The 15,015-nt window shown below is 59.6% G+C and carries 13 protein-coding genes; 10 read left to right on the top strand and 3 right to left on the bottom strand.

What is annotated here, in order from left to right; translation table 11 throughout:
* Nucleotides 1-126 precede the first annotated feature (126 nt).
* The gene (locus tag ACVWXZ_RS07285; RefSeq protein WP_457403699.1) at nt 127-294 is read left to right on the top strand and encodes a hypothetical protein; all 168 of its coding nucleotides are present in this window, start codon (nt 127-129) and stop codon (nt 292-294) included.
* 1 nt (nt 295) lies between these two features.
* The gene (locus ACVWXZ_RS07290) at nt 296-535 is read left to right on the top strand and encodes a hypothetical protein (protein ID WP_414329398.1); all 240 of its coding nucleotides are present in this window, start codon (nt 296-298) and stop codon (nt 533-535) included.
* 113 nt (nt 536-648) lie between these two features.
* Here the strand turns inward: ACVWXZ_RS07290 and speA are convergent, their stop codons facing one another.
* Nucleotides 649-2,571: a biosynthetic arginine decarboxylase gene (speA, locus tag ACVWXZ_RS07295; RefSeq protein WP_457403698.1), complete on the bottom strand. Its 1,923-nt coding sequence runs from the start codon at nt 2,569-2,571 to the stop codon at nt 649-651.
* Between the two features lie 448 nt (nt 2,572-3,019).
* On the opposite strand from speA, the gene pstS reads away from it, so the two are divergent.
* The 3 genes from pstS to ACVWXZ_RS07310 all read left to right on the top strand — a co-directional run bounded on the left by pstS (nt 3,020) and on the right by ACVWXZ_RS07310 (nt 7,471).
* The gene (gene pstS / locus ACVWXZ_RS07300) at nt 3,020-4,120 is read left to right on the top strand and encodes a phosphate ABC transporter substrate-binding protein PstS (RefSeq protein ID WP_457403697.1); all 1,101 of its coding nucleotides are present in this window, start codon (nt 3,020-3,022) and stop codon (nt 4,118-4,120) included.
* Between the two features lie 290 nt (nt 4,121-4,410).
* Nucleotides 4,411-6,303, top strand: a complete 1,893-nt coding sequence (gene dnaK, locus ACVWXZ_RS07305) for a molecular chaperone DnaK (RefSeq protein WP_457403695.1) — start codon at nt 4,411-4,413, stop codon at nt 6,301-6,303.
* Between the two features lie 208 nt (nt 6,304-6,511).
* The gene (locus ACVWXZ_RS07310) at nt 6,512-7,471 is read left to right on the top strand and encodes a DnaJ C-terminal domain-containing protein (RefSeq protein ID WP_414382310.1); all 960 of its coding nucleotides are present in this window, start codon (nt 6,512-6,514) and stop codon (nt 7,469-7,471) included.
* A gap of 140 nt (nt 7,472-7,611) precedes the next feature.
* On the opposite strand, the gene ACVWXZ_RS07315 is transcribed toward ACVWXZ_RS07310, so the two are convergent.
* Nucleotides 7,612-8,442 (bottom strand): RNA methyltransferase, encoded by an 831-nt coding sequence (locus tag ACVWXZ_RS07315; RefSeq protein ID WP_457403705.1) that lies wholly within the window; start codon nt 8,440-8,442, stop codon nt 7,612-7,614.
* A gap of 67 nt (nt 8,443-8,509) precedes the next feature.
* Between ACVWXZ_RS07315 and ACVWXZ_RS07320 the strand changes: the two genes are divergently transcribed.
* The 5 genes from ACVWXZ_RS07320 (at nt 8,510) to lpxB (ending at nt 13,414) form a co-directional block, all read left to right on the top strand.
* Nucleotides 8,510-9,106 (top strand): hypothetical protein, encoded by a 597-nt coding sequence (locus tag ACVWXZ_RS07320; protein WP_457403694.1) that lies wholly within the window; start codon nt 8,510-8,512, stop codon nt 9,104-9,106.
* Nucleotides 9,107-9,120: 14 nt separating this feature from the next.
* Nucleotides 9,121-10,002 carry a UDP-3-O-acyl-N-acetylglucosamine deacetylase gene (gene lpxC / locus ACVWXZ_RS07325; RefSeq protein ID WP_457403693.1) on the top strand — a complete coding sequence of 294 codons (882 nt, stop codon included), beginning with the start codon at nt 9,121-9,123 and terminating at the stop codon, nt 10,000-10,002.
* 465 nt (nt 10,003-10,467) lie between these two features.
* Nucleotides 10,468-10,968: a 3-hydroxyacyl-ACP dehydratase FabZ gene (gene fabZ, locus ACVWXZ_RS07330; RefSeq protein WP_011434327.1), complete on the top strand. Its 501-nt coding sequence runs from the start codon at nt 10,468-10,470 to the stop codon at nt 10,966-10,968.
* A 233-nt stretch (nt 10,969-11,201) separates the two neighbouring features.
* Nucleotides 11,202-12,179, top strand: a complete 978-nt coding sequence (gene lpxA / locus ACVWXZ_RS07335) for an acyl-ACP--UDP-N-acetylglucosamine O-acyltransferase (RefSeq protein WP_457403692.1) — start codon at nt 11,202-11,204, stop codon at nt 12,177-12,179.
* 26 nt (nt 12,180-12,205) lie between these two features.
* The gene (gene lpxB / locus ACVWXZ_RS07340; RefSeq protein ID WP_011434329.1) at nt 12,206-13,414 is read left to right on the top strand and encodes a lipid-A-disaccharide synthase; all 1,209 of its coding nucleotides are present in this window, start codon (nt 12,206-12,208) and stop codon (nt 13,412-13,414) included.
* On the opposite strand, the gene ACVWXZ_RS07345 is transcribed toward lpxB, so the two are convergent.
* Nucleotides 13,411-14,925, bottom strand: coding sequence for an NAD(P)/FAD-dependent oxidoreductase (locus ACVWXZ_RS07345; protein WP_457403704.1), 1,515 nt, complete (start codon nt 14,923-14,925; stop codon nt 13,411-13,413). The two genes, lpxB and ACVWXZ_RS07345, sit on opposite strands and share 4 nt — an antisense overlap.
* Nucleotides 14,926-15,015 lie beyond the last annotated feature (90 nt).

Raw genomic sequence — 15,015 nt, forward strand, 5'->3', positions numbered from 1 at the left:
TCCGGGCTTGTTTTGTTCTCTGGTAGAGCAGAACAGGCTCAGGGCTACTGAAAGCCCGCTCCGTACCGCTTAGCGGTCGGAGCCGGGTAGTTTACTCCCAACAGCACCCACCCACTTACCCTGCGGGTGGCTCAGGACATCTACAACGGCAGCGGCCAATTGGCGATTCCAGCAGGCAGCGAGGTGCGAGGCAGCTTGCGACCGACTCAGGGAGGGGCCAGGTTCTTCGGCACAGCTTTGATTGCCAATGGGCGACTTTACTCGGTGCAGATGTCTTCTGATTTGATCCACTGATTTGATCCACACTGAGAAAGACCCGCGCCACTATTCTGCCGAAGCGATTGCTCAAGATGCAGCCATTGGTGCTGTGGGGGGTACGGTGCTGGGCTTGCTCACAGGAGGCGTTTCTGCCTTAGGGGTCATTGGCGGAGCCGGAGCCGGAGTGGCGGTGGGCAATATCACAGCACCTCAAGTCGTGGTGTTGCGCCCTAACCAAACGATTAACTTGGCTTTGGACAGTCCGGTGCGTCTGTGATCGACAAATTTTTGATCTGGTTTTGATTTGGTTTGATCTGGAAGCAAAAAGGATCCCGGTTTTAGGCCGGGATCCCTGTTTGGTTTTAGGGATTTTTTCGAGGAACACCACCTTCAGTGCAAGTAGGTGTAGGCCCGCAGATTGTCTTCAAAGTGCTGCTGCAAGGCGCGGGCTTGATCCAGCGTGATCTGCCCCCGTTGTAGGGCGGCTTCGGTGGCGTGGTGGAGGGTCTCCACCAGATCTTCGCTGTTGTACTGCACCCAGCTCAGCACTTCGCCAATGGTGTCCCCCTTGATGACTTGGGAAACGTGGTAGCCGCCGGGGCGGGAGCGGATATGCACCGCGTTGGTATCGCCAAACAGGTTGTGCAGATCTCCGAGAATCTCCTGGTAAGCGCCCCCCAGAAACACCCCCAGCAGGTAGGGATGTCCGTTGGGGTCGTGCAGCGGCAAGACCGAGGTGATCTGCCCATCTTCGCCGAAGAAGCGGTTGATCTTGCCGTCGCTGTCGCAGGTGAGATCCGCCAGGGTGGCCCATTGGCGTGGCTCCTCATCCAGACGATGAATCGGCATGATGGGGAAGACCTGGTCGATGGCCCAGCTATCCGGCAGGGATTGGAACAGGGAGAAATTGCCGTAGTAGATGCTGGCCAACATTTCGTCCAGATCCAAGAGATCCACCGCCACCGGATGCCCCGCTTGGTGCTGCTCGTAGGCCAAGGTGCAGATCTTGTCGGAGCAGTTCCAAAACAGGCGTTCCACCTCGGCCCGCTCCTGCAAGCTGAGGGATCCCTCGGTGAACTGACGCAGGGCGGCCTCCTTCAGCTCCTGACAACGGCGATAGTTGACCACCAGAGTATCGGGCTGGATTTGGTAGTAGAGCTGGTTTAGCTTCTGGATCACCTCTGCATCGGAAGTAAGCTGGGTGGGCATGGGGTAGGGGCTGGCGGCGTTGACATCTTGCACGTCAAACACCAGCACCGACTGGTGGGACATGAGGGCGCGTCCGCTTTCGGTCACCAGTACCGGCGGCTGGATCCCGTGGGGTTCCAGGGCGGTCAGCACGGTCTGCACCACGGTGGCGGCGTAGTCCTCCATGCTGTAGCTCTGGGAAAAAGGATTGGGGGACTGGGATCCGTCGTAATCGACCCCCAAGCCGCCGCCGATATCCAGGTAGCCCATGGGGGCCCCCAGCTTGACCAGCTCGATGTAGATTTGGCTGGCCTCCCGCACGGCCCGTCCATGCACGCTCACCATCGAGATCTGGGAGCCGATGTGGTAGTGCAACAGGCGTAGACAATGCAGCTTGCCCGCTTCCCGCAGCCGTTCCACCACTTGCAAAATCTCGGTGGCCGTGAGGCCGAACTTAGCCCGATCCCCAGCCGAGGTGCCCCAGCGTCCACTGCCCTGGGCGGAGAGCTTGGCCCGTACCCCCAAGATGGGGTCGATGCCCAGTTGGTCGGCAGCCTCCAGCACCAGCTCCAGCTCTTGCAGCCGCTCCAAAACGATGATCGGGGTGCGCCCCAGCCGCTGGGCCAAGAGAGCCGTCTCCATAAAATCCCGGTCTTTGTAGCCGTTGCAGATCAGCAAAGCCCCGGGAGTATCCAGCAAAGCTAGGGCAATCAACAGCTCCGGCTTGGATCCCGCCTCCAGGCCAAAGTGGTAGGCGCGACCGTGTTTCACCACTTCTTCTACCAGGTGGCGCTGCTGGTTCACCTTAACGGGGTAAACCCCCCGATAGACGTTGGGGTAGCCAAAGCGCTGGATGGCCTGCTGAAAGCTCTCGCAAATTTGCCGCATGCGGTCGGCCACGATCTCGGGAAAGCGAATCAAGAGGGGCAACTGCAGGCCCCGCGCCACCAGATCCATCACCAAGTGGTACAGGTCAATGCCCGGTTCCTGCTGCTGTAAGCCCTGTGGGGTCACCTCCACATGACCGGCGGCGTTGATACGGAAGTAGGGATCCCCCCAACCTGAGATGCGATAGAGCTTTTCGCTGTCTCGCAGTGTCCAGGGAGAACGAGTCAAAGTCGGCATAGTAGTCCCCCAGATACCGAGATGTGAACAGCGCAGGATTTCTGCACAGAATCCACAATATATTGCCATATTCCAGAATATGTCAAGATTTTTCTGGTGCGGGGGGACTCAGGCCCAAAAACCGCTAAGCCTTGCCAGACAAGGCTTTGGCTTGAGGATCTCTGTGCAACTGCCGCAGAACTCAGCTCGCTCAATCTCTTGTTTTCACTGTTTTTCTTGATTTTTCTCTTGAATTCTCCGTTTTCCGTCTCTCCTTTCTGAGCTTGGGTCGGATCCCGACTTTTGCTGGGAAGCGTAGCGAGGAATACGGGGATGGCGCAGAGGGAAAAGACAGCCACCTGGGGAAAGTGGGCCACGCACGGGATCCCAAGAGCTCTCGCCGGCAACCCTTGACAGGGCCCCGTGGGCAAGACAAGGATCGGGGCGGTGACCTCGGAGAACCTGAACCATGGCTCAACTGCCCCGCTTCCGTCGCCGAGAAGTGTTGCTTTCTTTATTGGCCACCGGCGCTACCTTGAGCGCCTGCCAAAGGGGATCCCGTTCTGACCAACCCAGCGGCAGGGATCCTGTTCCTGCCTCCCGCAGCCAGCCCGCCGACAAAGTTTTGCTGATCAACGGAGCCGGGTCCACCTTTCCGGCTCCTCTTTACTTGCGCTGGTTTTCCGATTACCGCCAGGTGGATCCCAAGGTGGAGATCAATTTCCAACCGGTGGGCAGCGCCGCTGGGATCCGGCAATTTATTGACCAGACAGTGGACTTTGGCGCCAGTGATGTGGCCATGACCGATGCCGAGATCGCCGAGGTGAAGCGGGGTGTGGTGATGATCCCGATGACCGCAGGCAGCATTGCCGTAGGCTACAACCTGCCGGGGATCCCTTCTGGACTCAAGCTGTCTCGACCCGTTTTGGTGAAGATCTTTCGCGGCCAAATCGACCAGTGGCGGGATCCGGAGATCCTGGCCCTGAACCCGGAGCTAACCATTCCCGATCTGCCCATCACCGTCTGCTACCGCTCCGATGGCAGCGGCACCACCGATACCTTTACCCGCCACCTGGCGGCCATCGATCCGGCTTGGGCCTCGGAAGTCGGTGCTGGCATGTCGCTGGAGTGGCCGGTGGGCATTGGGGTGAAAGGCAACGAGGGCATGAGCGCCCAAATGCTCCTCAGCGAAGGGGTGATCGGCTACGTGGAGTCGGTCTATGCCCGCGAGCTGGATCTGTCGGTGGCAGCTCTGGAGAACCGCCGCGGCGAGTTCATTCTCCCCTCCCCGGAAGCCTCGGCCCTGGCCTTGAGCGAAATTGAGCTGCCGGAAAACCTGCGGGCTTTTGTGCCGGATCCCGCTGGCCCTGGAGCGTATCCCATCGTCACCTACACCTGGATCCTGACCTACCGCCGGTACTCGGATCCCGCCATGGCCGCCGCCCTGCAAGCTGTGCTCGGCTGGGCCCTTACCGAAGGACAAGCCCTGGCCGAGGAGATGGGCTACCTGCCCCTGGCCGCAACCGTTGTGAACCGCGGCCTGGAGGCGCTGCAGCTTATCCAGAGCTAGCCTGGCAGCAGTCCCCCAAGAGTTGCCAATAGCTGCCAACCCAGGCCATACCCCAAGCGGCACCGAAAGCAAGGCTGCTGCAGGTACGGAGATCCGTAACCGGTTTGCCCTTCAGCCCCGAGAAATGGGCGGCATTCTCGCCCTGGCCTCGCCAACCAGCTGGTTAGGATCGACCCAGGAAGTGACCAAGCATCTGCCGGATTTTCACAGATTGGCTGCCCAAGCTACTTCACACAGGCTGGCGGCGGTAACCGAAGCAATGTACTCAAGAAGAGGAGAATAAGGAGCCGATGGGAAAAGTTGTAGGAATTGACCTGGGCACAACCAACTCGGTTGTCGCCGTAATGGAGGGGGGTGTCCCCACCGTCATCGCCAATGCTGAGGGTACTCGCACCACACCCTCGGTGGTCGCCTTCACCAAAGATGGAGAGCGCCTGGTGGGCCAAATGGCCCGCCGCCAAGCGGTGCTCAACCCGGAAAACACGTTCTACTCCGTTAAGCGGTTCATCGGTCGTAGGTACGATGAGCTGAATGCCGACTCCAAGCGGGTCTCCTACCAGGTACGGCGGGATGAGCGGGGCAATGTCAAACTGTACGCCCCCCGCCTGAACAAGGAATTTGCGCCCGAAGAGATCTCGGCCATGGTGCTGCGCAAGCTAGCGGATGATGCCAGCCGCTACCTGGGCCAACCGGTCACCCAAGCGGTGATCACGGTTCCTGCTTACTTTAATGACTCGCAGCGGCAGGCCACCAAAGATGCGGGCCGCATTGCCGGTTTGGAAGTGCTGCGCATCATCAACGAGCCGACAGCAGCCTCTTTGGCCTACGGCTTGGACAAGCGCAACAACGAGACCATCCTCGTCTTCGACCTGGGCGGCGGCACCTTCGACGTGTCCATCCTGGAAGTGGGGGATGGCGTTTTCGAGGTGAAATCCACCAGCGGCGATACGCAGTTGGGCGGCGATGACTTCGACAAGAAGATCGTCGATTGGATGGCCGAGCAGTTTAAGCAAATGGAAGGGATCGACCTGCGGCAAGACCGGCAGGCGCTGCAACGGCTAACGGAAGCTGCGGAAAAAGCCAAGATCGAGCTGTCCAGCGTTTCCGAAACCACCATCAACCTGCCCTTCATCACTGCCACTGCCGATGGGCCCAAACACCTGGAGCTGAAGCTCTCCCGCGCTCAATTTGAACACCTCTGTGCCGACCTGCTGGAGCGCTGCAAGGGGCCGGTGGAACAAGCCCTGCGGGATGCCAAGCTCACCAAGGCCGACATCAACGAAGTGGTGCTGGTGGGGGGATCCACCCGCATTCCGGCAGTGCAGCGGCTGGTGAGGGAGCTGCTGGGCAAAGAACCCAACCAAAGTGTCAACCCCGATGAGGTGGTGGCGGTTGGGGCGGCCATCCAAGCGGGTGTGCTGGCGGGCGAAGTCAAAGACGTGCTGCTGCTGGATGTCACCCCCTTGTCCTTGGGGGTGGAAACCCTGGGCGGCGTGGCCACCAAGCTCATCCCGCGCAACACCACCATCCCCACCCGCAAGTCGGAGATCTTCTCCACTGCCGAAGATGGGCAGACCTCTGTGGAAATCCACGTGGTGCAAGGGGAGCGGGAGCTGGCCCGCGACAACAAATCTCTGGGCCGCTTCAAGCTGGACGGGATCCCGCCGGCCCCCCGCGGTGTGCCGCAGATCGAGGTCACCTTCGACATCGACGCCAACGGCATCCTCAAGGTGACGGCCAAAGACAAAGGCAGCGGCAAAGAGCAGAGCATCTCCATCACCGGCGCCTCTACTTTGGATAGCAAAGAGGTGGAGCGCATGATTGCTGAGGCAGAAAAATACGCTGCCGAAGACCGGGCCCGCCGGGAGAAAATTGAGCGCCGCAACAAGGCCGACTCGCTGGCCTACCAAGCCGAGCGGCAGTTGAAGGAGTTGGGCGACAAGATCTCCTCCAGCAAACGCAGCCAAATCGAGACTCTGGTGCGAGAACTGCGGGAGGCCATCCAGCGGGAGGACGACAGCGCCATCCAGAGCAAAGAGCGGGAGCTGCAAGAGGCTCTCTACGCCATGAGCAGCGAGCTGTATCAACAGCCGGGGGCCTCCTCTGGCTCCACTCCCGGCTCAGGGAAAACCTCCGGCGGCAGCGATGATGTGATCGATGCCGACTTCACCGAGAGCAAGTGACTGCTCAGGGATCCCTCCGTGGGCCGCGGGCCCAGGGCGGATCCCGCCCTTACTTGTAGCGCCGATAATGAGGAGGGACGGGATGGGCGATGGCGTCTAGCCCGCCTCCTCATTTTCTTCAGTAGGTCGGAGGGAAGGAGCCCTTGCCGGGGACGCCTAGCCTCGTGGTTTTCTGCCCACTCTCAGCGATTTGCCTGCGGACGCCTCCATGCAAAACTTTAAGGACTACTACAAGATTTTGGGGGTCAGCAAAACGGCCACTGCCGATGAGGTGAAACAAGCCTATCGGCGCCTAGCCCGCAAGTATCACCCAGATGTCAACCCCAACGACAAAGCGGCTGAAGAGAAATTCAAAGACATTAACGAAGCCTACGAAGTTCTCTCGGATCCCAGCAAGCGCAGGCAATACGACCAATTTGGCCAATACTATCAGCAGGGCGGGTTTCGCTCCAGCCGCGATGCCTACACCTACAGCAGCAGCCCCTTCAGCCAAGACTTTGGGGGGAGCGGATTTGGGGGGAGTGGCGTCGATTTCAGCCAATTTGATGATTTTCAAGACTTCATCGATCAACTGCTGGGCCGGGTGCGCAGCCAAACCACAGACCGCAGCAGCGGATTTTCGGGATCCACTGGCAACACCAGTTACGATGCTGAGGCCACCATCCAGATCAGCATTCCAGAAGCTTTTGAGGGGGGCAAGCGCCGTCTGCGGGTGGGCGGGGATCGCGTGCTCGAGGTAAACATCCCGCCGGGAATTACGCCAGGGAAGCGGATTCGCCTGCGCGGCCAAGGCCACCCCAACCCCAACGGCGGTGCCGGTGATCTGTACCTTAAAATTGAGCTGAAAGACCACCCCTTCTATCGCCTAGAGGGATTCGACGTTTACTGCGATCTGCCCATCAGCCCCAGCGAAGCGGTTTTGGGCGCCCAGGTGGAGGTGCCCACCTTGGATGGGGTGGTGAAGCTGCGGATCCCACCTGGCATGCAGCCGGGGCGAAAGTTGCGGCTGGCGGAAAGGGGATTTCCCAAAGGCAACGGAGAACGGGGGGATTTTTACGTGGTGGTGCAGATCCATTTGCCCACCCAGATCTCCGAAGAAGAGCGAGAACTTTACGAAAGGCTGCAGCGGGTTCAATCCTACGATCCCCGCGCCACCCTTAAGCTCTAGCATTGATATTCTCCGATATTCTCCCACGGCCAAAGCCTCAAGATTCTTGACAAGCGCTCCGCGCCGCCTGAAAGCAGGAAGCCGCCCTTCTAGCTTGCTTCCGGTAGCGGTAGGGCGGGGCTGGAGGCCCAGCCTTGGGGTCAAGATGGGGTCCTGCTGGAATCTGGTTGCGTCGGCGGGACGGGAGCTGCATTTGCTTCCAGAGGTTCCTGACGAGAGCATCCCTGGCTCCATTGCAGTTGCCGCAGGATCCCGCGCAACAAGGCCACCTCGGCTACGGTCAGGCCGGCTCGCTGGAACAGGGCGCGAAACTTGAGCATTTTGCGGCGGGCTGTGTGGGGGTGCAGGTAGCCAATTTGCAGCAACAGCGCTTCTAAGTGGTCGAAAAATCCCTCCAGCAGCTCGAAGGGGGCAAGCCTTTGAGGCGAGGGCATAGGAGGAGCAGGGGAAGGGCTCTGGCAGACGAGGGTGTACAGCTCATAGCAACAAATGGCCACGGCTTGGGCCAAGTTTAAAGAGGGATAGGTCGCATCGGTGGGGATCTGGATCTGGCGATGGCAAAGGGCCAGCTCCTCGTTGCTCAAGCCGCGATCTTCGGGGCCAAACACGAGGGCGGCAGGGCCGGCGGCCAGCAGAGCGGGAAAGGCTTGGCGGGGGGACTGAATTTGCCATTCGGGTGGGTAGGTTTGGCTGCGCCCCGTTGTCCCGAAAACCTGCACACACCCTTGCAGGGCTTCGGGCAAAGTTTGCACCTTCTGGGCTTGATGGAGCAGGTCTGCCCCATGCACGGCTGTGGTGATCGCTTCCATATCGAGGGGATCGCATTGGGGATCCACCAGCACCCACTGCCTGAAGCCCATGTTTTTCATCACGCGGGCAATGGCGCCGAGGTTGCGCGGCCCAGCCGGCTGCACCAATACAAGCCGTACCTGCGCCAGTTGTTCAGGGCCAGAGTGGGGTAATATCGGCATCAGGTTGGGATCCCCCAGAGTGCCTAGAGTAGAGAAGAGGAGCTTGATTTTGTCATAGATTGCATCCATGGGATCCGCATACCGTTGTTGGCTGAGCTTGATTTGTCTGGTGTTGGTGGGATGCTGCTGGGGATCCCCGGCGTTGGCTGACCATTCGTTGCCCTCCACAGTGGCAGAGGCGGCTCAGGTGTCGCCCCAGCTCGCTCGCGATGGGGGTATAGAGCACCTTTCCCTGACCGTAGCGCGGCAGCGGCTGGAAGCCATTGCCGAGGCCATGCGCTCAATTCGCCTGTGCAACCGGCCCAACTGCCGCTACCGAGATATCGCTGTGGACGTGTGGCCTGTGGACATATCCATCCCCAATGGTGGTGCCGAGCCGTTCTACGAGGGCAGCATCGACGCCATTATCGACCGTCCTTCCGGCAGCTTGGATAAAGCCCACTACCGGCTGCAGTTTCGCCAGGGGCGCTGGCAGTTGCTGGGGGGCGAAGAGGTGTCCGATGTCTCTTCCTTTTTCTTTGAGGGAGATACCTACGAGGTGTTCAGCGCCTACGGCACCCGCAGCCACAAAGCCAAGTTGGCAGATGCCAGCAGCAACCTGCGCGTGGGCTATCGGGAGCTGTATTACCGCGTTTTCGACCAGGGCCAAGAGCGTTTGCACTAGCGCTGCGGAGCACGATGAGAGGCCGGCAACACACCTTAGCCAGCTCTATTGCCCTAGAAGGCGTTGGCCTGCACACCGGCCTGCCAATTGGCTGCAGTCTGCATCCAGCTCCTGCCGGCAGCGGTCGGGTTTTTGTGCGGGTGGATCAACCGGGATCCCCTGAGATCCCGGCTCGGTTGGGATCCCTGGCCCCTGCCCATCTCTGCACCCTGTTGCAGCAGGGATCCCCCTCTGTTCAAGTGCAGACGGTGGAACACCTGCTGGCCGCCCTTTACATCCTGGGCATTGACAACTGCCGCATCGAGGTGGAGGGGCCGGAGCTGCCGATTCTGGATGGCTCTGCCCTGCCCTTTGTAGAGGCCATTGCCCAGGCCGGGATCCAGGCCCAAGATCAGCCAGCCCTGCTGGGGGTGATCCAAGAACCGGTCACTGTCTGGGCGGGGGAAGCCTTTGTCAGCGCCCTCCCCCATCCTACAGCCCGCTTTACCTATGGCATCGATTTTGCCGATTGCCCGATTGGAGAACAGTGGCTGAGCTGGAGGGAGAACAGGCCGGATTTTGTCCAGTCCATTGCGCCGGCCCGCACCTTCGCCCGCCAGCAGGATGTGGAGCTGGCCCGGGAACGGGGGCTAATCCAGGGGGGCAGCCTGGAAAATGCCATTGTCTGTAGCCAAACCGAGTGGTTGGGGCCATTGCGCTACCCAGATGAGCCGGTGCGCCATAAGCTGATAGATTTACTAGGAGATCTCAGCCTCCTGGGCTGCCGACTGCAGGGGCACATTGTGGCCTACAAGGCGGGCCATGCCCTGCACCACCGTTTGGCCGAGCAGTTGCTCAAGAGTGGATCCCTGCTGATCCATGAAGAGCAAGGGGGAGAAAGAGATCCGGTTGCGTAGCCACAACCCTGCCATCCTCAGTTGCGACAGCGGTGCGGAGCACTTGTCTTCAAGGGGATCCCCAGGGTGGGATCCGCTTCATTCCCCTCCTTTCCGCAGCTCCCTGGGTGCTCTTTTGGCTGAGTTCTGGCCTGCCGTCCTGATACATTTACGCTGAACACTGCTGAACATCACTGTTCAACTATGCAGCGATAGCATTCTGTTTGTTTCCAAACAGAATGGCGGTATCCCGCAAAGCTTTGAGTAGAATACCCAAAGCGCAGTTTCCGTGTCGTCTTACTACCAATTTTCTGCTTTGCTTTGGCTACCATGTTGGCAGACTCGAAAGTAAACAGAAAGATCAACTGGTAGTAATCCGTACTGAACATATTATACATTATTTTCAGTATAGTTGAGCTTATTATTGACTAGAGTCATGCTCCCCGTCCGGGATTTGGTTTTGTCCTCTGCCTCTGTGGGTTCACCATGTCCTCTGATGTCTCCCCTCCTCCCCTCCTCTCGGCTGAGGCAGCCGCTCAATTGGCAACTGCTCCCCCTGTCTTCACAACGGAGCAGATTTTGGAGATCTTGCCCCATCGCTATCCTTTCTTGCTGGTGGATCGGGTTGTGGAGTATCAACCGGGGCAACGGGCGGTGGGCCTGAAAAACGTCACCTTCAACGAGCCCTTTTTTCAAGGGCATTTCCCCAACCGACCCATCATGCCCGGCGTCCTAATCGTCGAGGCCATGGCCCAGATAGGGGGGATCGTGTTGACCAAGTTGCCGGACGTGGCCGGGCGTTTGGCCCTGTTTGCCGGGATCGATGGTGTTCGCTTTCGCCGCCCGGTGCTGCCGGGGGATCAGCTGCTGCTCTCTGCCGACTTGCTCACCATTCGCCAGAGGCGCATTGGCAAGATGTTCTGCCGCGCTCAGGTGGGAGGGCAACTGGTAACCGAGGGGGAGCTGATGTTCTCCCTGGTGGATTGATGGGCCAACAGCGGCCATCCAGGAGGCGCTCCGGTGTGGGTGTTCTCGCAATTGAGATAAAGTGTTGGGATAGAAAGATGGCTCGGGGGCTGCTTGCGCCTTTCTGTCGGGATACGGTAGACATGTTGTCGCGACAGTGGGGCGTAGCTCTAAGGCTCATCTCCCCTGGAGTCGAGTCTTGGTGATCCTTCGCAGGGTTGGGAGCGTAACCACAGTTGCTGGCTAGGTTGGAAATGAGTTCGTTCGCTTCAGCGGGATCCACTCCCAACGCCTCTGCAAGTGCGCCGCACCGCTCACGCGAGCGGATTCATCCCACCGCGGTGATCCATCCGAAAGCTGAGCTACACGAGACGGTGCAGGTTGGCCCGTATGCGGTGATCGGCGAGCATGTTCGTATCGCTGCCCATACGGTGGTGGGAGCCCATGTGGTGATCGATGGCTGGACGGAAATCGGCGAGGACAACCACATTTTTCCGGGAGCAGTTGTGGGCACCGAGCCTCAGGATCTGAAGTACAGCGGCGCCCCCTCTCAAGTGGTGATCGGCAGAGGCAATCGCATCCGCGAGTTTGTCACCATCAACCGGGCCACCAATGAAGGGGAAGCCACCCTGATCGGAGATCACAACCTGCTGATGGCCTACACCCATGTCGCCCACAACTGTGTCATCGAAAATCAGGTGGTGATTACCAATGCTGTCTCTTTGGCCGGCCACATCCACATCGAGTCTCAAGCCCGCATCGGCGGCATGGTCGGGATCCACCAGTTCACCCGCATCGGGCGCTTGGCCATGGTGGGGGCGATGAGCCGGGTTGACCGCGACGTTCCCCCCTACATGTTGGTGGAAGGACATCCAGCCCGCATCCGCGGTCTGAACTTGGTGGGGCTGCGGCGAGCCCAAGGGATGGAGGGATCCCTGCCCTTGCTGCGGCAGGTCTACCGATTTTTGTACCGCTCAGGGTTGCCTTTGGAAAAAGCGCTGCAAACGCTGCGCAGCAGCCTGTGTGTCGTTTGTAACAGCGGTGCGGAGGGAGAGCGCCATGTCCTTTCCCTACAGGGGAAAGAGTGGGTGGACGAGACGGGATCCCTGCAACATCTGCTGCAATTTTTGGAAGACTCCCTCTCGCAGCCGCAACGACGAGGCCCTCTGCCGGCCCTGCGCGGGAGGGGGGAAGATCCGCCGGTGCAGAGCACTTCAGAGCTGGATGACTAAAGATTGGGGTCGGGAGCGTAGCTCTAGTGAGCCACCTGTTCATCTGCACGGGCGAGGTCTCAGGGGATCTGCAGGCCGGCCATCTGATTGAAGAATTGCTGCGCCAGCGCCCTCAACTGCGCATCACAGCGGTCGGGGGAGAGCGCATGGCTGCTGCGGGGGCCCGTCTGTTGCACCGCACCACCGAGATCAGCTCCGTTGGCATTTTAGAGGCTCTTCCCTTTATCGGCCCCGCCCTCTGGACGGAGTGGAAGATTCGCCGCTTTTTAGCCCAAGACCCCCCAGATGTGGCCGTGCTGGTGGACTACATCGGCGTCAACAGCCGCATTGCCCGTCTGCTGCAACGGCGGCAGATCCCTGCCGTCTATTACATTGCCCCCCAAGAGTGGGTGTGGTCGCAGGATGCCCGCCTCACCTACCAACTAGCCCAGCAGATGCGGCTGATGTTGGCGATTTTCCCTGAGGAAGCCCGCTACTACGCGGCGGCAGGAGCCCATGTCCAGTATGTGGGCCATCCCCTGTTGGATATTTTGGCCGCTGTGCCCAGCCGTGCTGCCGCCAGAGCCCAGTTGGGGATCCCTGCCGAAGCCACGGTGGTGGTGGTGGTGCCGGCTTCGCGTCGGCAAGAGCTGCGCTCGGTTCTGCCTGTCTTGCTCAAGGCGGCTCAGTTGTTGCAAGCTCACCTGCCTCAGGCACAGTTTTGGGTGCCCCTGGCCTCGCCCCGTTTTGCTGCCCCGATTGCGCGGGCTGCCCGCCGCCTTGGGCTCAACCTCACCCTTTTGGATCCCCAAGCTCTGCCCTTCTTCTCCCCCCACAAAGCCCATCACCTCGCCTTGGCAGCGGCTGATTTGGTGTTGGCCAAGTCCGGCACGGTGAACTTGGAGACGGCTATCTTGGGGATCCCCCAGGTGGTGATCTATCGCCTTAACCCCCTCACCTTCTGGATCGCCCGCCATTGGCTGAGGGTGTCGGTGCCCTTCATGTCTCCGCCCAACCTGGTGCAGATGCGCCCCATTGTCCCGGAGTTGCTGCAGGAGCAGGCCCAGCCGGAGAAGATCGCCCAACTGGCGCTGGAGTTGCTAACTCGGCCCGAACGCAAAGCCCAACTGCAAGCCGACTACGCCGCGATGCGGGCAGCCCTAGGAGAACCCGGCGTTCTGGCTCGCGCTGCCAAGGCCATCCTAGAGGTGTTGGATGGCGCAGCCGGCCCCCAGCGGCATCCCTTTTGCCGCTAACTCCGGTGACCCAGCACCTGAGGCACCGCCCGTCCTCCCGCCAAGGCTGCTGTTGAATCCGCCTCTTCCAGATACTCAGCATCTTGGTTGACCCGCCACCCATCGTAGCGCCGTTCCCCCGCCACAATGTTGCGAGCGGCCAAAAGGCCCGTCATCATGGCGTGATCCTGGTTATTGTAGCGGTGCATGCCGTTGCGGCCTGCCACCTGCAAATTGGGCAGTGCTTCTTCCAAAAAGGTTCGAATGGTCTGGATGTGAGCTTGATAGCCGTGATTGTAAACCGGGTAGGCTTTCGGGGCGCGAATGACTGTGCCGCCCAAAACCTTTGCCTTCCCCAGCAGGCCCAACCGCTGCAATTCCAGCGTTGCCAAGGCCATCAAATCCTCATCGGTTTGTCCCCAAAAGGGATCCGTCGCTGAGCAAAAATACTCCAAACCCAAGCAGGTGACCGAGGGATCCGGAACCATGTCCGCGCTCCAATTCTTGAAGTTTTGGATACGCCCCACCCGCACCGAGGGATCGTGAATATAGATCCAGTGATCTGGAAATAAGTTGGGCTCATCCACCAGCAAAGCCACCGTCAAAAAATCCCGATACCGCAGTTGTTCGGCAGCCTCTCGCACCGGCTCCGGTGCTGCAGGTACCAAAGCCCGCACCAGAGAGCGCAGCGGCATGGTGGAAATGAACTGCTCGCCGGTCACCCAAAAGGTCTCTCCCCCTTGAGAACAGGCTTGTACAGCTTGAACTCCGGCCCGGTTCCAGTGGATTGCCGTAACCTTGCGATCCAGTTGTACCGGCTGCCCGGCTTCTGCCAGCAAGGTTTGAACGCGCTCCCACATCTGGCCTGGCCCTAGGCGAGGATAGCGAAAGCGATCGATCAGGGTTTTGATCACCCCCTCTCGGTTGGGGAAAAAGGTTTTACGGATCAAAGAAGCCATCGACAGACCCTTGATCCGCTGGGCTGCCCAGTCGGCGCTGATCTCGTGACAAGGGATCCCCCACACTTTCTCGGTGTAGGTCTTAAAAAAAGTGCGATACAGCCGTTCCCCAAATTGGTTAATGACCCAATCTTCAAAAGATACAGGATTGGGCCTGGGAAAGAGGCGCGCCTTTAGGTAACTGAGCAGACAGAGGGTGGTAAACCCTGGCCCCAGTTTGGCAAAAACATCCGTAGGTCGAATTGGATAATCAAAGAAAACACCTCGGTAAAAAATGTGGGAAAGCCGACGGCAAACCTGCATTTCCGAGCCCAAAATCTCCGTCCACAGAGCCTCAATTTCCGCCGACTTGGAGAAAAAGCGGTGTCCACCGATATCAAAGCGATAGCCTTGGTAGGTTACAGTGCGGGATAGCCCCCCTACCTGCACCGGATCCGCTTCCAAAACCGTTACCGGGTAGCCCTGCTTGTTCAGCTCGTAGGCGGCACTCAATCCAGCTGGCCCCGCCCCGATCACCACTGTGGACTGCACTCTGGATAGCTGCCTTGAGGTACCATCTGGTAGTGGGGTCATTTCCTCAGAAATGTTCTCAGAAACAGTCATGGCAACTTCTCACACCACCTCGTCAATCCTAACGGAAATAGGTCTGTTCAAGGGATCCCC

Source organism: Thermostichus sp. MS-CIW-38, from assembly GCF_054058415.1.

Bases quoted from the DNA above. Each gene is read 5' to 3' on its own strand.
- lpxC (WP_457403693.1), top strand. From the start codon at position 9,121: ATGAGAGGCCGGCAACACACCTTAGCCAGCTCTATTGCCCTAGAAGGC.
- ACVWXZ_RS07310 (WP_414382310.1), top strand. From the start codon at position 6,512: ATGCAAAACTTTAAGGACTACTACAAGATTTTGGGGGTCAGCAAAACG.
- dnaK (WP_457403695.1), top strand. From the start codon at position 4,411: ATGGGAAAAGTTGTAGGAATTGACCTGGGCACAACCAACTCGGTTGTC.
- ACVWXZ_RS07315 (WP_457403705.1), bottom strand. From the start codon at position 8,442: ATGCCGATATTACCCCACTCTGGCCCTGAACAACTGGCGCAGGTACGG.
- ACVWXZ_RS07320 (WP_457403694.1), top strand. From the start codon at position 8,510: ATGGGATCCGCATACCGTTGTTGGCTGAGCTTGATTTGTCTGGTGTTG.
- ACVWXZ_RS07345 (WP_457403704.1), bottom strand. From the start codon at position 14,925: ATGACCCCACTACCAGATGGTACCTCAAGGCAGCTATCCAGAGTGCAG.
- speA (WP_457403698.1), bottom strand. From the start codon at position 2,571: ATGCCGACTTTGACTCGTTCTCCCTGGACACTGCGAGACAGCGAAAAG.
- lpxA (WP_457403692.1), top strand. From the start codon at position 11,202: ATGAGTTCGTTCGCTTCAGCGGGATCCACTCCCAACGCCTCTGCAAGT.
- fabZ (WP_011434327.1), top strand. From the start codon at position 10,468: ATGTCCTCTGATGTCTCCCCTCCTCCCCTCCTCTCGGCTGAGGCAGCC.
- pstS (WP_457403697.1), top strand. From the start codon at position 3,020: ATGGCTCAACTGCCCCGCTTCCGTCGCCGAGAAGTGTTGCTTTCTTTA.